The sequence below is a fragment of the Polaribacter sargassicola genome, from assembly GCF_021991835.1.
Taxonomy (GTDB): domain Bacteria; phylum Bacteroidota; class Bacteroidia; order Flavobacteriales; family Flavobacteriaceae; genus Polaribacter; species Polaribacter sargassicola.
The window spans coordinates 34,010-54,683 of the sequence record NZ_JAHDAU010000009.1 but is presented as its reverse complement, the minus strand read 5'-3'; the positions used below and the strand labels follow the sequence as shown (position 1 = coordinate 54,683).

The 20,674-nt window shown below is 31.3% G+C and carries 12 protein-coding genes; all 12 read left to right on the top strand.

The features are described 5' to 3' along the window. Positions 1-115: 115 nt before the first annotated feature. The 12 genes from KI686_RS13635 to KI686_RS13580 all read left to right on the top strand — a co-directional run bounded on the left by KI686_RS13635 (position 116) and on the right by KI686_RS13580 (position 20,662). Positions 116-2,878 carry a GH116 family glycosyl-hydrolase gene (locus KI686_RS13635; RefSeq protein ID WP_237589877.1) on the top strand — a complete coding sequence of 921 codons (2,763 nt, stop codon included), beginning with the start codon at positions 116-118 and terminating at the stop codon, positions 2,876-2,878. A 47-nt stretch (positions 2,879-2,925) separates the two neighbouring features. After that, on the top strand, positions 2,926-4,269 hold the full coding sequence (locus KI686_RS13630; protein ID WP_237589876.1) for a hypothetical protein: 1,344 nt from the start codon (positions 2,926-2,928) through the stop codon (positions 4,267-4,269). A 6-nt stretch (positions 4,270-4,275) separates the two neighbouring features. Then, on the top strand, positions 4,276-5,799 hold the full coding sequence (locus KI686_RS13625) for a glycosyl hydrolase family 28 protein (RefSeq protein WP_237589875.1): 1,524 nt from the start codon (positions 4,276-4,278) through the stop codon (positions 5,797-5,799). A gap of 23 nt (positions 5,800-5,822) precedes the next feature. Continuing rightward, a complete protein-coding gene (locus KI686_RS13620; protein ID WP_237589874.1) occupies positions 5,823-7,175 on the top strand; it encodes a family 43 glycosylhydrolase in 1,353 nt (450 codons plus the stop codon). A gap of 28 nt (positions 7,176-7,203) precedes the next feature. Continuing rightward, the gene (locus KI686_RS13615) at positions 7,204-8,133 is read left to right on the top strand and encodes a prolyl oligopeptidase family serine peptidase (protein ID WP_237589873.1); all 930 of its coding nucleotides are present in this window, start codon (positions 7,204-7,206) and stop codon (positions 8,131-8,133) included. Between the two features lie 4 nt (positions 8,134-8,137). Continuing rightward, positions 8,138-9,934, top strand: coding sequence for a sulfatase-like hydrolase/transferase (locus tag KI686_RS13610; protein ID WP_237589872.1), 1,797 nt, complete (start codon positions 8,138-8,140; stop codon positions 9,932-9,934). Positions 9,935-10,064: 130 nt separating this feature from the next. Further along, a complete protein-coding gene (locus tag KI686_RS13605; protein ID WP_237589871.1) occupies positions 10,065-12,815 on the top strand; it encodes an endo-acting ulvan lysase-like protein in 2,751 nt (916 codons plus the stop codon). Positions 12,816-13,044: 229 nt separating this feature from the next. Beyond that, positions 13,045-14,892 carry an arylsulfatase gene (locus KI686_RS13600; RefSeq protein ID WP_237589870.1) on the top strand — a complete coding sequence of 616 codons (1,848 nt, stop codon included), beginning with the start codon at positions 13,045-13,047 and terminating at the stop codon, positions 14,890-14,892. A 44-nt stretch (positions 14,893-14,936) separates the two neighbouring features. After that, on the top strand, positions 14,937-16,421 hold the full coding sequence (locus tag KI686_RS13595) for a sulfatase family protein (protein ID WP_237589869.1): 1,485 nt from the start codon (positions 14,937-14,939) through the stop codon (positions 16,419-16,421). A gap of 465 nt (positions 16,422-16,886) precedes the next feature. Continuing rightward, the gene (locus tag KI686_RS13590; RefSeq protein WP_237589868.1) at positions 16,887-18,242 is read left to right on the top strand and encodes a glycoside hydrolase family 30 protein; all 1,356 of its coding nucleotides are present in this window, start codon (positions 16,887-16,889) and stop codon (positions 18,240-18,242) included. Between the two features lie 44 nt (positions 18,243-18,286). After that, entirely contained in the window at positions 18,287-19,915 is a 1,629-nt protein-coding gene (locus KI686_RS13585) for a GH39 family glycosyl hydrolase (RefSeq protein WP_237589867.1), read from the top strand. Further along, positions 19,916-20,662, top strand: a complete 747-nt coding sequence (locus tag KI686_RS13580; RefSeq protein ID WP_237589866.1) for a DUF6250 domain-containing protein — start codon at positions 19,916-19,918, stop codon at positions 20,660-20,662. It begins immediately after the preceding gene. Positions 20,663-20,674 lie beyond the last annotated feature (12 nt).

The following is a 20,674-nucleotide window of genomic DNA, read 5'->3' as shown; positions in this document are numbered from 1 at the left end:
CTTATTAAAATCAATAAAACTGAAAGAATTTGGAAACACATCATTTAAAAATGAAAAAGTTTTAAGACAAGTAGAAGTACAAGAGTTTTTTATCAAAAATAAAATAATTTAGGTAATGGAAAAAAATAATATGGAAAGTGGTTGTTGTTCAACTTCAGGATGTTGTGATAATGATAAAGTATTAGATACTAGCAGACGAAGTTTTATAAAAAAGGTAAGTTTAACTGCTGCTATGTTAGCCATTAATCCTGTTAAGTTAATGGCAGGTCCTTTTTCAAAAGAAGATTTTGATCACGTAATTCCAGCAGATAAAAAACTAACCAAAGAATGGATAGATAGTTTGTATGCAAGAGGAAAAGCTTTGCATGCAACAGGAGATAACTTAAAATATATTGGGATGCCAATTAATGGTATTGGAACAGGTCAAATATATTTAGGTGGAGATGGTAGACTTTGGTGTTGGAATTTGGATGGAGAACCAGACGAGGTTTGGAAAGAAATGGGACAAGGCCATAAGTACATGAAGCCAGTTAGTCCTTCTAGTCCAATAGATCAAGGATTTGCTTTGCAAGTTGGTTCAAAAAAAGAAAAACAAGTATTTAGGCTTGATGCTAGTGGTTTTCAAGACATTGTTTTTACTAATAAATACCCAATAGGTAAGGTAACTTACCGAGATCATAAATGTCCTGTGGCTATTCAATTAGAAGCCTATACTCCGTTTATACCTTTAAATAGAGATGACTCTAGTTATCCTGTTACGGTAATGAGATATACCCTAGAAAATACTTCTGATGAAGAACAAGAGGTAGCTATTGCAGGTTGGATTGAGAATTTTTTGAATTATAGAACAGGAAAACAGAATAGCAACGGAGTTCGTTTGGGTCAGTATCAAGAATTTGATGAATTGTCTGTGGTAGAATGTTGGACAAAACCATTGAATGATACTCAATCTGAAGATAGTGAAACTGTTCCTTTTGATCATGCCAATGATTTTGGAGCAGTAGCATTAGGTTTATTGGGAGCAGACAAACCAGATTTTGTAGATACCATGCGTTCTCAACCTGGAGAAATAGCATTGTTTGATGCCGATAAACCCAATAAAAAAAGTAAAAAAATACAAGAGCGACCTTTTAGCGATAAAGCATATGCATCATTAGGTCGTAATGTAAAACTAAAACCAGGAGAACGTACAACCATTTCTTTTACATTGTCATGGCGTTTTCCAAATGCAAGACATGTAACTGGTTTTGGAAAGACGGAGTGGACAAGAGACATTAATTACTATGCTACACAATGGCCTAGTGCAAGTGAGTCTGCAAACGTAGTTGCCTTACAAGAAAAAGAACTTAGAGAAAACACAAAAAAATGGGTAGACACTTGGTACGATTCTACTTTACCTTATTGGTTTTTAGAGCGTACGTTTATTCCTGTGGATTGTATGCAAACGCAAGTGGCAGGTCGAATGGGAATGCAAGATGCACGATATAGTTTAGATGAAGGAGTTACTTGTTGTGAAGGTAACTGTACCCATGTATGGCATTATGCTCAAGGATTGGCACGTTTGTTTCCAGTAATTGAAAAAGAATGTAGAGAACAAGTAGACTTCGATCGTAGTTTTAAAGATGATTCAGGAGCTATGAATTTCCGTTGTTCTACCAAGGCTTTTAGAGAAGCTCCAGATGGGCAATGTGGTACCATTCTTAGAGTACTTCGCGAAAGTCAAATGACCACAGATTATCGTTTTTTAGAAGGCATTTGGGAACGTACCAAATTGTCTATGGATTATGTGATTAAAACATGGGACGAAGATGAAGATGGAGTGATGAGTGGCGCACAACACAATACTCTAGATGGTAATTGGTTTGGAAAAGTACATTGGTTAACAAACATGTACCATGCAGCCCTTAAAGCATCTGCTGTAATGGCCAAACAAATGAAAGAACCAGCAGTAGCGCAGCGTTATGAAAGACTCGTAAATAAAGGTGTTAGCTCTATGATGGATTTAATGTGGAAAGAAGAATATGGATACTTTATTCATATTCCAGAATTAGAACCAGAAAAAACACGTGGTTCTACTACAGGATGTCATATTGATCAAGTACTAGGGGAGTTTTGGTTATATAATTTAGGGTTAGACTCTGTGTTACCAAGAGATAAAGTTAGAAAAGCATTAGAGTCTCTTTGGACGTATAATTTCTCACCAAATATTGGAGATTTTAGAAAAGACCATCCCAAAGGACGTTGGTATGCAGCAGAAGGAGATGCAGGATTGGTAATGTGTACATGGCCTTTTGGAAAAGAGAATGCACAAAAAAAACATTTTCACAAATACTACAATGAGTGTATGTCTGGTTTTGAATGGCAAGTATCCGCTCATATGATTTGGGAGGGAATGTTAGAAAAAGGGTTGGCTATTGGTAAAGCTATTAGCGATCGTTATCAACCCAATTTACGAAACCCATATAACGAAGTAGAATGTGGAGATCACTATGCTCGTGCATTGGCAAGTTACAGTGCTTTTATGGCTATGTGTGGCTATAAATACAATGGGCCAGAAGGAAAATTGGCTTTTGGACCACGTATGCAACAAGATAATTTTAAAGCAGCCTTTACCACAGCAGAAGGTTGGGGGCAGTTTGTTCAAAAAATAGATGCAGGTAAATTAATTGCCGAAATAGATGTACGTTATGGTCAATTAAAACTGCAAGAGTTTACCCTAGATAGGGTAAAAGAAGTTTCTGCAATAAATAGTAAAGTAACATTGAATGGAAGTCTTGTTCATACATCGTTTAAAGTAGATGCAAACCAATATGTTGTTGCTTTTGATGCTGGTTTGGTAATGAATGAAGGAGCTACATTGAGGTTTGAATTCAGTTAACGACAGGTGTTTAATAGATCGCTAAATAAAGTTTAATAACATTGAAAATGAAAATAATATCAAGAGCATTCCTATTCAGTTTACTATTTATTAGTTATGTAGTAGAAGCTAAAAAAATAAAAATTAATTCGTTGCAAGCCTTGGCAAAGTATGCCGCAGAAAGTGGAAATACCATTACTATGGAGCCAGGAGTATATAAATTAACGGATTATTTAACTCTAGATAGTATTAAAACACGTAAAATATACCAATATATTACGTTTAGTGGTAGTAACAATATTTTTAATTTAAAAGGTGTAGAAATAGAATTAGATACAGAGATTAGAACCTTATTAAACCCACCTATTCATTCTGATGAATTTTTAATTACAGGTTCTAACAACACATTTTTTGGGTTAACAATTAGATGTGTCGGACAAGGAACTTCAAAAGGTGGTACTGTTCTTCAAGTAGCCGGAGCATATAATACTCTTAAAGAGATTACTTTGCATGTTGCAGGATCTTATCCTTATGGATATGGAGATTTATTTGGGAAAGGAAAACAAAAAGAAACTACTATAAAACACAGAAAACATAGTGGACTTTTGGTAACAGGAAATGAAACCAAATTGTATGGATGTAAAGTGTATAATCGCTCGTTTGGTCATTGTTTTTTTATTCAGCAACATCCAAAGAATGTATATTTTGAAGATTGTTATGCAGAAGGCGAAGTACGTTCTACCGACGAAATATTAGCAGAAACATCAGGTCCAGCTTTTGAGATTAATTTTAAAACATGGACGCAAAACCGTAAAGGGGAATATGTTGTAACTCCGGGTTATATGAAATCGCTTTGCGAAGATGGATTTAGAACTTATGGCAAGTGTGAAAATATCACTTTTAAAAATTGTACAGCAAAAAATACTCGTGGAGGATTTGAACTTCGTTTTAATGAAGCTCGCTTAGAAAATTGCAAAACTATCGGTACAGAACGTGCGTATTGGATTGGAGATAACACCACAATGATTAACTGTAAAGGAGATGCTAATTACGGACCTCTTTTGTTTGTTGAGGGTAGTAATGTAGATGTTGAGTTGATGGTTGATTCAGCAGAATCTGATAGAAAAGTACATTCATTAATTACTGTTTTGGGTACTAATAATAAAGTAGTTTTAAAAGCTGCTGAAGGAAAAAAGAGAACACAAGAATTACCAATTTTGGTGGGTTACACACCACCAATGCATGGAGAATCGATGTCTCCCTATAGTCAAGCTGAAGTAAATAAACTTCATTTAATAAACCAAACAGGAATGCCTATTTCCATCGGAGAAATGGCGAAAAACAGTATCATAGAAACAGATGGAGAAATTATAGAAAATAAAGGACAAAGTATTAAGGTTAATAAAAAATAAACAGCAATGAAATTGATTAAAACAAGAATACTATCAATAAGTTTAATGCTTGTATGTATTGCAATTGTAACTACAGCTTGTAAAAAAGAAGATATACAAATTAAAGAATTTAAAGTTTATGCTGCACCAGAGGGAGTAGATGTTAGCAGTATTTATATAGTAGAAGTAGAAGGGCAAAATGTACCTGTTTATAAAACAAAAGTGGCTACAGATAGTCCTATTCCTCGTTTAAATCATTCACGTTCTAAATTTGGATATGCATCTTTGGCTTCTTTTGATATAGGAAAAGACGAAGTAGAATTAAGTGTTACTTATTCAGAAACAATTAAAGATGTAAAAATTCTACCATCTTCTTTAGAGATTGATGCTAGAATAGAAGATAATAAAGTGTTTTTTACGGTAAATAAACCTAGTGCATTAACGATAGAGTTTAATGGAGATTGGCATGAATCTTTACATGTTTTTGCAAATCCTATGGAAACAAATATTCCAGATCCAAAAGATCCAAAAGTGATGTATTTTGGTCCCGGTTTACACGAGGTAACTCATATTAAAATACCAGAAAATACTACAGTTTATATTGCAGGAGGAGCTTATATAAAAGCTATTGTGGATGCAGAAGAGCAACCAATAGAAAAAATGATTAGTCAAAATTTAACACCTCCTACATTTTTTATGGAAGGAGAAAATATTACAATAAGAGGTCGCGGAATTATAGATCAGGCTGCTATCCCAAAGAAAAAAAGACGCTATACTATTTTTGCCCAACATTCTAAAAATATCAACATAGAAGGCGTTACTATTTTAGATCCAAGTCATTGGACGATTCCTTTACAGGCTACAGATGATATTCATGTAGATAATATTAAAATTTTAGGATGGAGAGGAAACTCAGATGGAGTAGATATTTCTAACAGTAGAAATGCATTGGTAGAAAATTGTTTTATGCGCACGTTAGATGATGCTGTTGTAATAAAATCATTTAAAGGAAAAGGAGAAGTGAAAAACATACATACGCGTAAATGTGTAATCTGGAATGAGTTGGCACACTCTTTAAGTATTGGTGCAGAAATTCAAGAAAATGTAACCAATGTAATTTTTGAAGATTGTGATGTAATTCATGATAAAGGAAGAGAAACTGCATTAAGAGTTTATCATTGCGATGATGCATTAATTAGCGATGTTATTTTTAGAGATATAAGAATAGAAGAAGCACGTAGATTAATTTCTTGTTGGATAGGAAAAACACGATGGACAGAAAGTGAAGAACGTGGAAATGTACGTAACGTAATTTTTAAAGACATTGTAGCAACTTCTGCGCCTATAGATACTACGTTAACAGGTTTTCAAGACGGTACAGATTGGAAACCCTATATTATAAAAGATCATGCAAGTATGCAATTAATTGGTTTTGATGATACACATACTATTGAAGGTGTAACATTTGAAAATGTAATTTTAGATGGTAATAAAGTTAAAGCGAATCAAGTAATTACAAATGATTTTGTAAAAGGTGTTAGGTTTAATTAAAAGAAATTTTTAAATAAAAATAAATGAAAAAAATCATCGTCTTTTTTTTGTGTTTTACAGGAATAAATTTTGCACAAAATCCAGTTTTTACACATGTTTTTACAGCAGATCCTTCTCCACATGTTTGGCCAAATGATCCAGATAAACTTTGGGTTTATACAAGTCATGATGAACCAGGTTCTAATAACCATTATGGTATGACTGGTTATCACGCATTTTCTACAACAGATTTAGTAAACTGGACAGATCATGGTCGTATTTTACATTTAGAAAATGTAAACTGGGCAGAAAGTCATGCTTGGGCAATGGATGCCGCATATTATAGAGACAAGTATTACCTAGTGTATTGTATGAAAGAAGCAGGAATAGGACTTTTTAGAACAGGCATTGCTGTTAGCGATGTTCCGCAAGGACCTTTTAACGATTTAGGATATGTAAAAGGTGTAGAATTTGGGCAAGATCCTGCAATTTTTATTGATGATGACGGAACTCCGTATTTGTTTTGGGGACACGATCGTAAATGTTTTGCAGCCGAGTTAAATGCCGATTTAATGTCTATAAAACCAGAAACTTATGTAGAGTTAACTTCTCAGTTAAAATATGTGTTTGAAGGTCCTTGGGTACACAAACGTAAAGGAAAATATTATTTAACATATCCAGGATTAACACCAAGACGTTGGCCAGAAAAAATGTTTTATGCTGTTGCAGATAATCCATTAGGTCCTTATGAATTTAAAGGCACTTTTATTGATGATTTTGAAGGGCAAAGTGGAACAAACCATGGAGGAACTGTTACTTATAAAGGAAAAGATATAATGTTTTATCACAGTGCTTGGTTATCTGGTGGTTTAAGTGAAACCAGAAATGTAATGGCAGATTATTTACAGTATGATAAAAATGGAGATATCATTCCTATTGTTCCGTCAAAAGAAGGTTTAGGTCTGGCAAAAAGAACTAAAACAACGCTTCATTTAGAAGCAGAAAATGGTTTTGCAGCTGGAGGAGAATTATATAATGTAAATGTAGATACTTGGATAAAAGGATATAGTGGTAAAGGTTATGTAACAAATTTTGATAATCCTTATGATCATGTTTATATGTTGGCACAAGTAGCTAAAAAATCAAAATACAGATTAAAAGTAAGATACGCATCACCAGAAGGAGATTCAAATCATGATGTGTTAATCAATAGTTACAAGTACAATAATTTTATTTTTCCACAATCTAAAGAATTTACAGTAATAGATTTTGGAATTGTAGAATTAAAAGAAGGAGACAATTTAGTAAGAATATTTAAACGTAATTGGAAACCATCAAAAGGACCATTTGCTTTAGATTATATAGAGTTAGAGCAAGTTTTTGAAAGTGAAAACTAATATTGATTAAAGAAAAACAGAATAAAAAATGAGTTTTTATACAAAAGTAATAATGGTCTTTTTTTTACTTTTTCAATCTATAATTTACGGACAAACTCCAGAAGTTAAAGAGTTGATAGAGACCTTAAATTATAAAAAAGATATTGTTTATAAGGTAGTAGATGGTATTAGTTTAGAAATGGATATTTATTATCCGAATGCAGATAAAATCAAAAAAAATAATCCATGGATGTTACATGTTCATGGAGGAGGATGGAGAGGAGGAGATAGATACAAGGTATTTAGAAAATCTTTTGTAGGTACTTTAAAATCTTTACTAGAAGAAGGTGTTGTTTGTGTTACCATAGAGTACAGAAGAACACGAGGAAAATCTACAGCTTATGATGCTGTTGTAGATGCAAAAGATGCAGCAAAATTTCTCTTAAAAAATGCAGAAAAATATAAATTAGATACAAAAGAATATGGTATTTGGGGAGGTTCTGCAGGAGGTCATTTAAGTTTAGTAACAGCTTTAAGTAAAAATTCTGATTTTAAAGGAGATATAGAAACGGCAAAGTTTTCTCTAAATTTTAAATGTGTAGTTTCTTATTTTCCTGCTACATCACTTTTAAACCCAGAGTTGGTACCTGGATCGTTATTTGAAAAACAAGATTCTTATGATAGAATTTTAGGTGATAGTTTAAAGAATAAACCAAAATTAGCCAAATTATTGAGTCCAACGGAATTGCTGAAAAAAAATAGTCCGCCCATTTTACTACTTCATGGAGATAAAGACATTGTATTGCCTCTTATTAACTCTACTTATATGGTTGAAGTTGCTAAAAAGAAAAAAGCAAATGTAGAATTATTGGTCATAAAAAATGCAGGACACAGTTTTAGTGGATCAAATATTTCTCCATCAATGGAAGATTTAAATCAATATGCAACTAATTTTATTCTTTCTCATTTAAAAAAATAAAAACATGAAACTAATAACAACATTTACTTTATGCTTTATGGCAATTGCTACAACTTTTGCACAAGAAAGACCCAATGTTATTTTTGTAATGCCAGATGATATTAGTCACAATGCTTTTTCTTATTATAAAAAAAATGGCCCACAAACTCCATATATAGATAAGCTAGCAGAAGAAAGTGTACGTTTAACAGATTTTCATGTTTCACCTAGTTGTTCGCCAACAAGAGCAGCACTTTTAACCGGTAGACCGAGTGATGTGGTTGGAGTTTGGCACACCATTAATGGTAGAAATATGATGCGAGCCGATGAAATTACAATGGCAGATATATTTAAAGCAAATGGATATGCCACCGGACTCTTTTTTAAATGGCATTTAGGAGACAATTATCCTTTTAGACCTAAAGATCGTGGTTTCGAATACGTTGCTTGGATAAAAGGAGGAGGAACAGGACAACAACCCGATTATTGGAATAATACAAATAACCATGCGAGTATTTGGGTAAATGACAAGTTGGTTAAAATGGAAGATGAAGATGATGGAATAAAAGGAGCTTTTACCAATAATTTCTTTTTTAATCGTGCTATGGAGTTTATGGACGATAATATAGAAAAGAAAAAACCTTTTTTCGTTTATCTTCCTTTAGGTACTGCGCATGCACCACATGTAAAACCACCAGATACAAGAGAAGGAGTTAACGCCAAAACAGGTACTATTGAAAATATTGATAAAAATATGGGACGTTTAATGCAATTTTTAGATGATAGAGGAATAGCTGATAACACCATTTTAATTTTTACAACAGATAATGGTGGAGGTACACATCTTAGAGGTGGCAAAGGTTCTAATTATGATGGAGGTACACGTGTGCCAAGTTTTGTAAGATGGAAAAATGGTGGACTTGGTGGTGTTGGTAAAGCTAGAGAAGTAACACCGCTTACTGCACATATAGATTGGTTGCCAACATTTATGGATATTTTAGATTTAGAAGATATACCTAACAGACCAGAAAAATTAAAAATTAGAGGAAAAAGTTTTAAACCTTTTTTAGATACAGATCCATCAAATGATCCTGTGGAATACAAAAACAGAGCCGTAACAATTAATGATATGTGGACCGAGTTTCCAGAAAAATATAAAAAACTATCAGTTAAAAAAGATATTTGGCAAGGAAACACAATTATACATAAATGGCGTTTAATTCGTAATAGTGCAGATTCTGATTGGGAATTGTATGATGTTTTAGTTGATGAAAAGCAAAAAATAGATGTAATTAAAAATCCGGCTCATAAAGTAATTGTATCAGAATTAAAAGAAGAATATGAAAAATGGTGGCAGCTTGTTGATGAAAGATCAGATGAATATACAAGAATTATTTTAGGAAGCGATAAAGAACCAAAAACAGATTTACATGCAATGGATTTTCATGGAACTGTAATTTGGGATCAAGATGCTGTTAAAAAAGGAGCTACAGGAAGTGGTTTTATAGCTGTTGAATTTGAAAAAACAGGCACTTATAATTTTGATCTAAGACGTTGGCCAAAAGAAATAGAAAAAGAAACTACACTAACTTCTGCAGGTTCTGGTGTTGCTTTGCCAATTGCAAGTGCACGAATTAAAATTTGGAATGGAGATACTGTTTATGTAGATGAAACTCAAAAAGCAAACTCAAAAGCAGACGGGGTAAAATTTACGTTAAAGAACTTACCAAAAGGTCCTGCTTTTATTCAAACTTGGTTTTATGACGTGTCTGGTAAAATGATAGGAGCTGTATATTACAATTATGTGCATTTAAAAAAATAGGTAATAGATTTCTTAATTTATTTGAGTTTAGATTATAATTTATACTCATAGACCAATAGTTTATAGTACCAATTTATCTATTTAATTAGATTGCAATAAAAATATTTACACATTGTTTAATAAAAGTAAAGTGAGAAATAAAACGGTAGGAAGATTAATTTTTTGTTTAAGTTTTGTTTTAGTAATAAAATTAGAAGCACAAACAAATGCAGATATTCCTGTTCCAACAAATTTAGAACAAGGATATCCAAGATTGTATATTACAGAATCTGGTAAAAAAGATTTAAAAAAAACAATTAAAAAAGAATCTTGGGCAACAGATGTTTTAAACGGAATTCATAATAGAATAGATGAACACGTAGCGCGTCATGTAAACGATCCAGAATGGATGGTTTCTCGTTTGCAAATGTATTGGAAAACAAAATCTACAAACATTTATATCAACGGCATTAATTATTCTCATGCAGACGGTAAAGCACCTGTACCAACAGTTCGTTTTGTAGGTTCTAGAGATTATACGTCTAATTATGGAGTACCAAAATTAGAAGACGTTTTACCTTATATGGATGATCCTCGTGGATTGTATTTGCCAAATAAAACCAAAGAAGGAAATCCGTTTGAATGGGCAGAAATTTCTAAAACAGGTAGAGCAATTTATGCAATTAATGATCAAATTATTAGTTTATCGCGTGATGCGGCATTTGTATATTGGTTAGAAAATGATAAAAAGTTTGCTAAGTTTTCTTACGATGTTTTTCACACATACATGCAAGGTATGTCTTATAGAAGTGAACCTATCGATTTATTAAATGGTCATATTCAAACACTTGTAGGTTTTACTAATTTTCAAGTAATTCATGAAGGAACGCTAAAAAATATAGCCGAATTGTATGATTTTTTACATCAATATATAGAAGAAAATCATCCAGAAAATATAGCAATGTATGATAAGACAATAAAGAGATGGACAGATCAAATTATTAAAAATGGTGTGCCACAAAATAATTGGAATCTTCATCAGGCAAAAATCATTTTAAAAGCTGCAATGGTTTTACAAGATGATAAAAACTATGAAGATAAAAAAGGTAGAGAATACTATATCAATTATATATTAAACGTTACTTCTGCTCGCCAATGGTCTCTTACTAAATTTATGGATTTTGGTTATGATAAAAATACGGGAGTTTGGGCAGAATGTCCAGGATACTCTCAAGGAGTAACTAAAGATTTAACCACTTTTATCAATGATTTTGATAATACATTTGATCATAACATTTTACCCTACACACCAACTATTAATAAAGCTGTAAAAATGTTACCACAATATCTATTTCCAAACGGACAAATTGTGGCTTTTGGAGATACGTATTACGGTCCAATTTATACAGATGCAATAAGTAACATGATTCGTATTGCGCAGAAAAATGATGATAAAAAATTAGAAGAAGAGTTTACAAGCATGTATCGTTTGTTTACAGATAAATCAGAAAAAGCAACAAATAATAAAAAACCAAAAGCAGATATTTCTTCTTTTTTTGCTGCAAAACCGTTAGAATTAAATGACAAATACAAAACGGCAGATATAAAAGATTACATCACTCAAACATTTTATGCACCAAACGTAAGTTGGCATGTACAACGAATGGGAAGTGGTAAAAATGGAATGATGGCATCTTTAAACGCATCTTTGGGTAACCACATGCATGCAAACGGAATTAATTTAGAATTGTATGGTAAAGGCTTTGTGCAAGGTGCAGATCCAGGTAAAGGAGCGGGTTATTTACAACCAATTTACCTTGAGTTTTACTCTCAATTTCCGGCACATAATACGGTAATGGTAGACGGAGTTTCATCATACACAGAAATGTTTAGTAATCATGCATTTGATTTGATGGGAGAATATCCAAAATCAGAAAAAAAAGAAGGATTCTATAAAAATATTACTTTTTCTGATGTTTATTTTTTAGAACCAGAAACACGTAGCGATCAAAGTAGATTGCTAAGCACAATTAAAACAGGAGAAACAACAGGTTATTATATTGATATTTTTCGTTCTAAAAAACAACGAAAAGGAGACAAGTTTCACGATTATTTCTATCATAATTTAGGGCAAAGTATGCAAGTTATGGATGCTTTAGAAAAACCATTAGATTTAACACCAAGTGAAGAAATGGCTTTTGCAGGTGGATATTTATATGCTTTTGACTATCAATGGGATAAAAAATCAATTAAAAGTGATAAAGATTATCAAGCACAATGGAAAATAGATAGACCAGAAGGACAAGAAGATGTGTTTATGAATTTATGGATGAAAGGTACAGAAGGGCGTGAAATATTTTCATTAAAATCGCCACCAAACAAAGCTTTTAAAAAGCATAATTTACCTTATGATGTAGAGAAAGCTCCTTACTTAACTTTAGCGGCTCGTCAACACGGAGAAGCTTGGGAACATCCTTTTGTATCTGTTTATGAGCCTTTTACATCAACAGAAGGAAAAAGCATAAAAAGTATAAAAAGTTTTGAAGATGAAAATAATAACAAAGAGTTTGTAGGTTTAGAAATCACACATAAATCAGAAAGAAAAGATTATATTTTTTCATCTAAAAATAAATACAAAGCAACATATAAAAGTATGATTTCTGATGCTTCTTACGCTTTGGTAGGACAAGAAAAAAATGGAGATTTAATTCTCTTTATGGGAAAAGGAAATTTGTTAAAAGCAAAAAGTTATACAATTACTACAAATACGTTGGGTAATGTTGTTTTAGAGATAAAAAACGGACAATTATTTTTACATAATGAAGTACCGGTAATAATTATTCAGAATAAAAAAGAAAAGAAATTTGCTGAAGGAGATTATAGAGTAATTAATTTAAAATAGTGTATTATTTATTTGTTGATAATTCAGTTTTAGCTGAATGTAGAAAAGACTGTCTTTTTAGGCAGTCTTTTTTTTATTAGATTAAAAATATAAACCTTTTTAAGGGTAAAATGGGCTTTAAGTTAACAATAATGAATATAGTATTTAATGTAAAAAATGGAATATTTTTAATTTTGTTAGCAGCTTTTCTCTTAATTAGAATTGTTATATAAAATTTAAAATAAAAATAATGACTTACTTAGGTTTAATAAAAAAAGTTTCATGTTACACAATAATATGTAGTTATCTTTTATTCTTTTTATCATGTTCTTCAAAAGAAAAAAAAGTAGCAGTACAGCAAAAAAAGAAACCAAATGTAATTTTAATTATGGTAGATGATGTTGGTTATGGAGACATTGCTGCTTTGGGTAATAAAGAAATTAAAACACCAAATATAGATGCTTTACAAAGCAAAAGTACAAGATTTACAGATTACCATGTAAGCCCTACTTGTGCACCTACAAGAGCAGCTATAATGACAGGGCATCATAATTATAGAACGGGAGTGTTTTTTACCATAAAAGGACGTTCTTTAATTTTAGAAAAAGAAAAAACAATGGCTCAGGTTTTTAAAGAAAATGGATATAATACGGCCATGTTTGGTAAATGGCATTTGGGAGATAATTATCCATTTCGTCCACAAGACAAAGGTTTTGATGAGGTTTTAATGAATAACGGTGGAGGAGTAGGACAAACAATGGATTATTGGAATAACGATTATTTTGATGATACATATATGCACAATGGTAAATTAGAAAAATTTGAGGGTTATTGTACAGACGTTTGGTTCGAAAATGCTAAAAATTACATCAGTAAACAAAAAGACAAACCTTTCTTTTGTTATTTATCAACAAATGCAGCACATTCGCCATATTGGGTAGCAGATAAATATTCTGATCAATATAAAAATAATGAGAATATTCCTAATCCAGAATTTTATGGAATGATTGCAAATATTGATGAAAACCTAGGGAAATTAGTAACATATTTAAAAGAAATTGATTTAATGGATAATACCATTTTAATTTTTACTACAGATAATGGATCTTCTGCAGGAAGTAAAATGGGAGAAGGGCAAGATAGATTAGATGGTTTTATTGCCAAAGGAAACAATGCCGGAATGCGCGGTGTAAAAGCAAGTATGTATGAAGGCGGACATCGAGTTCCGTTTTTTATCCATTGGAAGGATGGCAATATAAATGTAGGTAAAGACATCAATGAATTAACGGCTCATTACGATGTTTTTCCAACTTTGGTAGACTTATGTAATTTAGAGTTAAAAGAAGATTTAAAATTTGATGGTTCTAGTTTGGTACCTTTAATGCAAGGCGATAACTCTAAATTTAAAGATAGAATAGTATATGTTAATACACAATTTTCTACAGATCCTGTGCCTTGGAAAAGAACTGCTTTGATGCATAAAAATTGGAGATTAGTAGAAGGAACAGAACTTTATAATTTAGATACAGATCCAGAACAACGTACAAATATTGCAGAACAATATCCAGAAAAAGTAGAAAAATATAAAGAAGAATATGATAAATGGTGGGCAGAAATTTCTCCAACTTTCGAAGAAAAACCTTATTTTATCGTCGGAAATGAAGCCGAAAATCCAACCACTTTGTTTTGTCATGATTGGCATAGTGAAACCTTTACACCTTGGAAACAAGATCATATAAGACAAGCGCAAGTAAATAATGGTTTTTGGCGAGTTAAAGTAGAAGAATCTGGTACATATTCTATAAAATTACTTCGTTGGCCAGAAGAAACTCATCTAGCTTTAGGAGATAAAGCACCTATACGTCCTGCTCTTGAAGGCACAAGTGTAACCGAAAGCAAAAAAGGAAAAGCTTTAAATATTAAAAATTCTAGAATAAAAATACAAGATAAAGAATTGTCTAAAGAAGTAGATTTAACATCAAAATTTGTAGAATATACAGTAGAATTAGAAAAAGGAGAAACTCATTTACAAACATGGTTTACTTTAGAAGATAATGTAGAAATTGGTGCATATTATGCAAAAATTGAAAAGATATAATATTGTTAATAAGATTATTACAAGTGATTTAAAAAACAGTGAAAATGAAATTATCAAATAAAAAAAATAGACTTATTTTATCAATAATAACAGTATTACTTTTTTTAGGATGTAAAAAATCGGAAACGAAACAGAAAGAAAAAAAGAGACCAAATTTTCTTTTTGTTTTGGTTGATGATCAATCTCCTTTTGATTTAAAAACTTACGATCCTAATTCGATTTTAGAAACGCCAAACATAGATAAATTAGCAGAAAGCGGAATTGTTTTTGACCAAGCAAGAAATATGGGATCTATGAATGGAGCTGTTTGTACACCATCTAGACATATGATTATGAGTGGTGTTTCTTTATGGAATTTACCCAATAGTGCAATCAATCAAAAAGATACTTCTTATAATAAAATAGAAGACTTTACAATGGGAGCTGTTTTTAATAATGCAGGTTATAAAACAATGCGTACCTGTAAAAAAGGTAACTCTTACCCTAATGCTAATAAACAATTTACAGTAGTTAAAGATGCAACCAAAAGAGGCGGAACAGAAGAAAGCGGTAGTGCATGGCACTCTAAACAAGTGTTAAACTATTTGTCTGAAAGAGAAACCGCAAAAGAAGAAGATCCTTTTTTAATTTACTTCGGTTTTTCTCATCCTCATGATAAAAGAGATGGAACACCAGAATTGTTAGAAAAATACGGTTCTGTAAATCATAGAGATAAAAATAACGTGCCTGTTTTAAATGAAAAACAACCACAATTACAAGATAATTATTTAGAAGAGCATCCATTTTTTCACGGACACCCAAATTTAAGAGATGAAGAACGTGTAAGTGGTGTTTGGAAAAATAGAGATGAAAATACCGTTAGAAATGAATTGGGTAGAGAGTATGCATGTTCAGAAAATATAGACATACAATTAGGTAAAGTTTTAGACAAATTAGAAGCCATGGGAGAGCTAGATAATACATACATTATTTATACATCAGACCATGGAATGTCTATTGGAAGACACGGTTTAATGGGAAAACAAAATTTATACGAACATACATGGCGAGTTCCGTTTATAATTAAAGGACCTGGAATAACATCAGGAAAAAGAGTAAACGGAAATATTTACCTTTTAGATGTATTACCAACTTTGTGTGATTTAGCAGGAATAGAAATTCCAGAAACTGTAGAAGGAAAAAGTTTTGTACCTGTAATTAATGGAGAAAAAGAAGAAATTAGAGATGTAATGTACGGTGTTTACGCCGGAGGAACAAAACCAGGAATGAGATCTGTTAAAAAAGGAGATTGGAAATTAATAAAATACGATGTAATGGATGGAGCTGTTAGAGAAACACAGTTATTTAATTTAGCAGAAAACCCAAACGAATATTTACCAGAACATCATAAAAAAGGTGAAATGGAAACTGATTTAGCAGAAAATCCAAAATATGCAGAAAAGTTAGCAGAAATGGAAGCTTTATTATTAGAGGAAATGAAAGCTCATAAAGATCCATATCGATTATGGAATCAACCAACAGAAGAGTAATAAATTAAAAAAAAAATGATAAAAGCCCTATTAATATATTAATAGGGCTTTTTTTATTAGAAAAGAATAGAAAAACTAGAAATAACATCTCATCAGGTTAATAATTTATATAGTTTGAATATTATTTTACAAAAAAATTATAGACTAAATTTTATTTTTATAAAGCATTCAAATCCTTTTGATGACAAATAAGGATGATGCCTTTAACCCAATAAAAACAGCATAATTAATATGAAATATTCACACAGATTTGGTAGAAATTACAATACATATTTAAGGTTGCAATGTTAATGATCTGCAACAACAGAAAAAGCAAATTTCTATCATAAAGAAGGATTAAGAGTAGCAATTTTTAGTACAATAAAGTAAATTATTTTATAGATGAATAAATTAAAGAACAAGAGTTTTAGAGTAATTATTTTTTTTAGTTTGATGATGTTATCAAATGTAGTTTTTTCTCAAAAAGTGAAAATTATTTCGTCAACAACATCAAAAAAATGGGATGAAACTTCAAAAAAAATAAAGAATAATACCGAAACAAATATACCAGACATTACAGTTTATACAGATAGTTTATTACAAAAAGTAGACGGTATTGGAGGTGCATTTAACGAGTTAGGTTGGGATGCATTAAGTGTATTACCTAAAGAGGAATCTAAAAAGGTTTTTAATGAGTTGTTTTCAGAAAAAGGAGCAAATTTTTCTATGTGTAGAATTCCTATTGGAGCATCAGATTATGCTTTAAGTTATTATTCTAGTAATGATGTGCCAGAAGATTTTGAAATGAGAGATTTTAATATTGATAGAGATAAGTATATTTTAATTCCGTATTTAAAAGAAGCTCTAAAAGTAAAACCTAATTTACAAATATGGGCATCACCTTGGTCTCCACCAGCTTGGATGAAAGTTAACGAGCATTACGCAATGAGAAGTGGAGATTTTGAAAATGCTAAAAAAGGAAATAAAATGAATCCTGAAGCAGAAATACTTAACAATGCAACAGCATTTAAAATGCAAGAAAGATATTTAAAAGCGTATGCATTGTATTTTTCAAAATTTGTACAAGCTTACAAAAATGCAGGAGTTTCTTTATTTGCTATTATGCCTCAAAACGAGATTGCTTTTCAGCCTAACTGGCCAAGTTGTACTTGGAGACCAGAAGATATGGCATATTTTATCAATGATTTTTTAGGACCACAGTTTGTAAAAGACGGTTTAGAAACAGAAATTTGGTTAGGTACCGTAAATTCTGGAAATCCTAATTATGTAAAAACAATTTTAGAATACAAATCTACTGCTCAATATATTTCTGGTGCAGGTTTTCAATGGGGAGGAGCAAAATCAATACCAACTGTGCATAAAACTTTTCCAGATTTAAAATTAATGCAAACAGAAAATAAGTGTGGTGAGCATGAAAATGATTGGACATCTGTAGAAAGATCTTGGAAAGACATTGTACATTATTTTAAAAACGGATCTGGATCTTATATGTATTGGAATATGATTTTAGATGAAACAGGAAAAAGTGCTTGGGGATGGCCACAAAATTCTATGGTAGTTATAGATAAAACAACCAAAAAAGTAACTTATACAGATGAGTTTTATTTATTTAAACATCTGTCTCATTTTATACAACCAGGAGATTATTTTTTAAAATCATCCGAAGGTAAAAATCATATAGCATTTAAATTAAAAGACGGACGTGTAATTGTAATGTTGTACAATGCCAAAGAAACTTCTGATACAGTAAGTGTAAAAGTTGATGATAAAAACGTTTCAATAGAGTTAACTGCAAAATCGATAAATACTCTTGTTTTTTAAGAATATTAATAAAACAACTAACTAAAAATAAAAGAAGGATGAATATGATAAAAAAAATAATTTACGGATTAATTTTTGGATGTGTTTTAAGTTTAAATGCACAAAATGATATCAAAATTGATGTTAAGAAAAAGGGAGAAGTTTTTGAGCATTATTGGAGTAAAATGGTTGGTGCAGGACGTGCAAATGAAGCTTTAAGAGCTGGTTGGTTAGAGCAAATGCAGCAAGTACAAGAAAATTTAGGGTTTGAGTACGTACGTTTTCATGGTTTGTTCCATGATGATATGTTTCCTATAGTAGAAGAAAAAGGAGAATTAGTGTACAATTGGCAATATATAGATGATGTTTTTGATAGATTGTTAGATTTAAATGTAAAACCATTTGTAGAGTTGGCATTTTTACCTTCTAGTATGGCAGCAGAAAATTCTAAAACTGTTTTTTGGTGGAAAGCAAAAGTTACTCCTAAAGAAGATACTTTTGAACAATGGCATAATTTGATAAAAGCTTTTACCCAACATTGTGTAGACAGGTATGGTATTGAAGAAGTTTTAACTTGGTATTTTGAAGTTTGGAACGAACCTAACTTATATCCGTTTTTTTGGCACGGTACAAAATCGCAATATTTTGAAATGTACAAACAATCTGCATTGGCTGTAAAATCTGTTGATGAGAGATTAAAAATAGGAGGACCGTCTACAAGTAATTTTGTGCCAGATGCTCGTTTTGATGAAGAAATTATTAATAATGAAGTTTCGGAAGCAATATTTACCGTAAAAGATATAAATAAATTAAAATGGCATGGCGTATGGATTGAAGATTTTTTAAAATACTGTAAAAAAGAAAATTTACCGGTAGATTTTGTTACAACACATCCATATCCAACAGATTATGCATTTAATCCAGAAACCGGAAAAGGAAGAGGTTTAACAAGGTATGTAAAATCTTTAAAAGAAGATTTAGAATGGTTAAATAAAACCATTGCAGAGAGTGATTATCCAGATGTAGAAATTCATTTAACAGAATGGAATACAAGTCCAAGTAGTAGAGATGCTATGCATGATCGTTTGCCTGCTGCAGCTTATATTGTAAAATCTAATTTAGAATGTATTGGTTTAACAAATTCTTTGGCTTTTTGGACTTTTACTGATATTTTTGAAGAAAAAGGAGGAGCGTCAAGTATTTTTCATGGTGGTTTTGGTATGATTAATTATCAAGGTTTGGTAAAACCATCTTATCATGCATACAGAATGTTACATCAATTAGGAGATCAAAAATTATATAAAGATGATTATTTGTTTGTAAGTAAAAAATCTTCTAATGGCAATGTAGTTGCTTTGGCATATAATTATCCTGTAGAATATGAAGATGCTGTGCCTTCTGGAAGTAATAAAAGAGAAAAAGGAACTAATAAAGAGTTAAATTTTACACTTAAGGGATTGGATGCTGGTACAATGTTTAAAATAGAAATTTTAGATAAAGACCACGGAAATATCCATAATTATTGGGAAGCAATGGGAAAACCAGAGCCACCAACAAGAGAAGAAATTAAAGAAATGAAAGAATATGCCAATACAATGAAAACTACTTATGTAAAAGCTGATAAAAAAGGAGTATTAACCATAAATCACCAAATTACACCATGGAGTTTGGTTTTAATAGAACAAGTAAATTAAATGAAAATAAATTGGATAAAAATAAGAAAGTTAATCTTAGCAACCTTTTTTTTAGGGTTGATAGCTGCTTGTTCTTCAAGCAATAAATCTGTAACTATTAAAGGAGAAGATTTAAAAAAAGAGTTAATTTTTGAAGAAGACTTTAATAACGGTTTAACAAATTGGCAAATAGAACAAATGCCAAAAGGAACTGTAAAGATTTTAGATAGTAAGTTAGAAATTGATGATGTTGCTGGTTGTACGGTTTGGTTAAAAGAAAAATTTTCTGGATCAATTCAAATAGAATATGATGTTTTTCTGATACAAAATGAAGGACCTAATGATCGTGTTTCTGATTTAAACTGTTTTTGGATGGCAAAAGATCCTAAGAATCCTAATGATTTGTTTGCTAATTCTGAAAAAAGAGGAGGTAAGTTTTCTAATTATGATAGTCTTCAATTGTACTATATGGGAGTTGGAGGAAATGATAACGGAACAACTAGGTTTAGAAGATATGTTGGTAACGGAGAAAGACCTTTATTACCAGAGCATGATTTAAAAGATGATGAATTTATGTTAGAAGCTAACAAAGAATATCATATTAAAATTGTTGCACACAAAGGTACTATTCAATATTACAGAGATGATGTTTTGTTTGCAGATTTTAAAGATGCAAACCCTTATACTTCGGGATATTTTGGTTTAAGAACAGTTAAAAATCACATGACAGTAGATAATTTTAAAGTCTACAAATTATCACCAAAATAGAAACGTATTTTA

Excerpts from the sequence above, each read along its gene's own strand:
- KI686_RS13635 (WP_237589877.1), top strand. The coding sequence starts at position 116 with ATGGAAAAAAATAATATGGAAAGTGGTTGTTGTTCAACTTCAGGATGT.
- KI686_RS13630 (WP_237589876.1), top strand. The coding sequence starts at position 2,926 with ATGAAAATAATATCAAGAGCATTCCTATTCAGTTTACTATTTATTAGT.
- KI686_RS13625 (WP_237589875.1), top strand. The coding sequence starts at position 4,276 with ATGAAATTGATTAAAACAAGAATACTATCAATAAGTTTAATGCTTGTA.
- KI686_RS13620 (WP_237589874.1), top strand. The coding sequence starts at position 5,823 with ATGAAAAAAATCATCGTCTTTTTTTTGTGTTTTACAGGAATAAATTTT.
- KI686_RS13615 (WP_237589873.1), top strand. The coding sequence starts at position 7,204 with ATGAGTTTTTATACAAAAGTAATAATGGTCTTTTTTTTACTTTTTCAA.
- KI686_RS13610 (WP_237589872.1), top strand. The coding sequence starts at position 8,138 with ATGAAACTAATAACAACATTTACTTTATGCTTTATGGCAATTGCTACA.
- KI686_RS13600 (WP_237589870.1), top strand. The coding sequence starts at position 13,045 with ATGACTTACTTAGGTTTAATAAAAAAAGTTTCATGTTACACAATAATA.
- KI686_RS13595 (WP_237589869.1), top strand. The coding sequence starts at position 14,937 with ATGAAATTATCAAATAAAAAAAATAGACTTATTTTATCAATAATAACA.
- KI686_RS13585 (WP_237589867.1), top strand. The coding sequence starts at position 18,287 with ATGATAAAAAAAATAATTTACGGATTAATTTTTGGATGTGTTTTAAGT.
- KI686_RS13580 (WP_237589866.1), top strand. The coding sequence starts at position 19,916 with ATGAAAATAAATTGGATAAAAATAAGAAAGTTAATCTTAGCAACCTTT.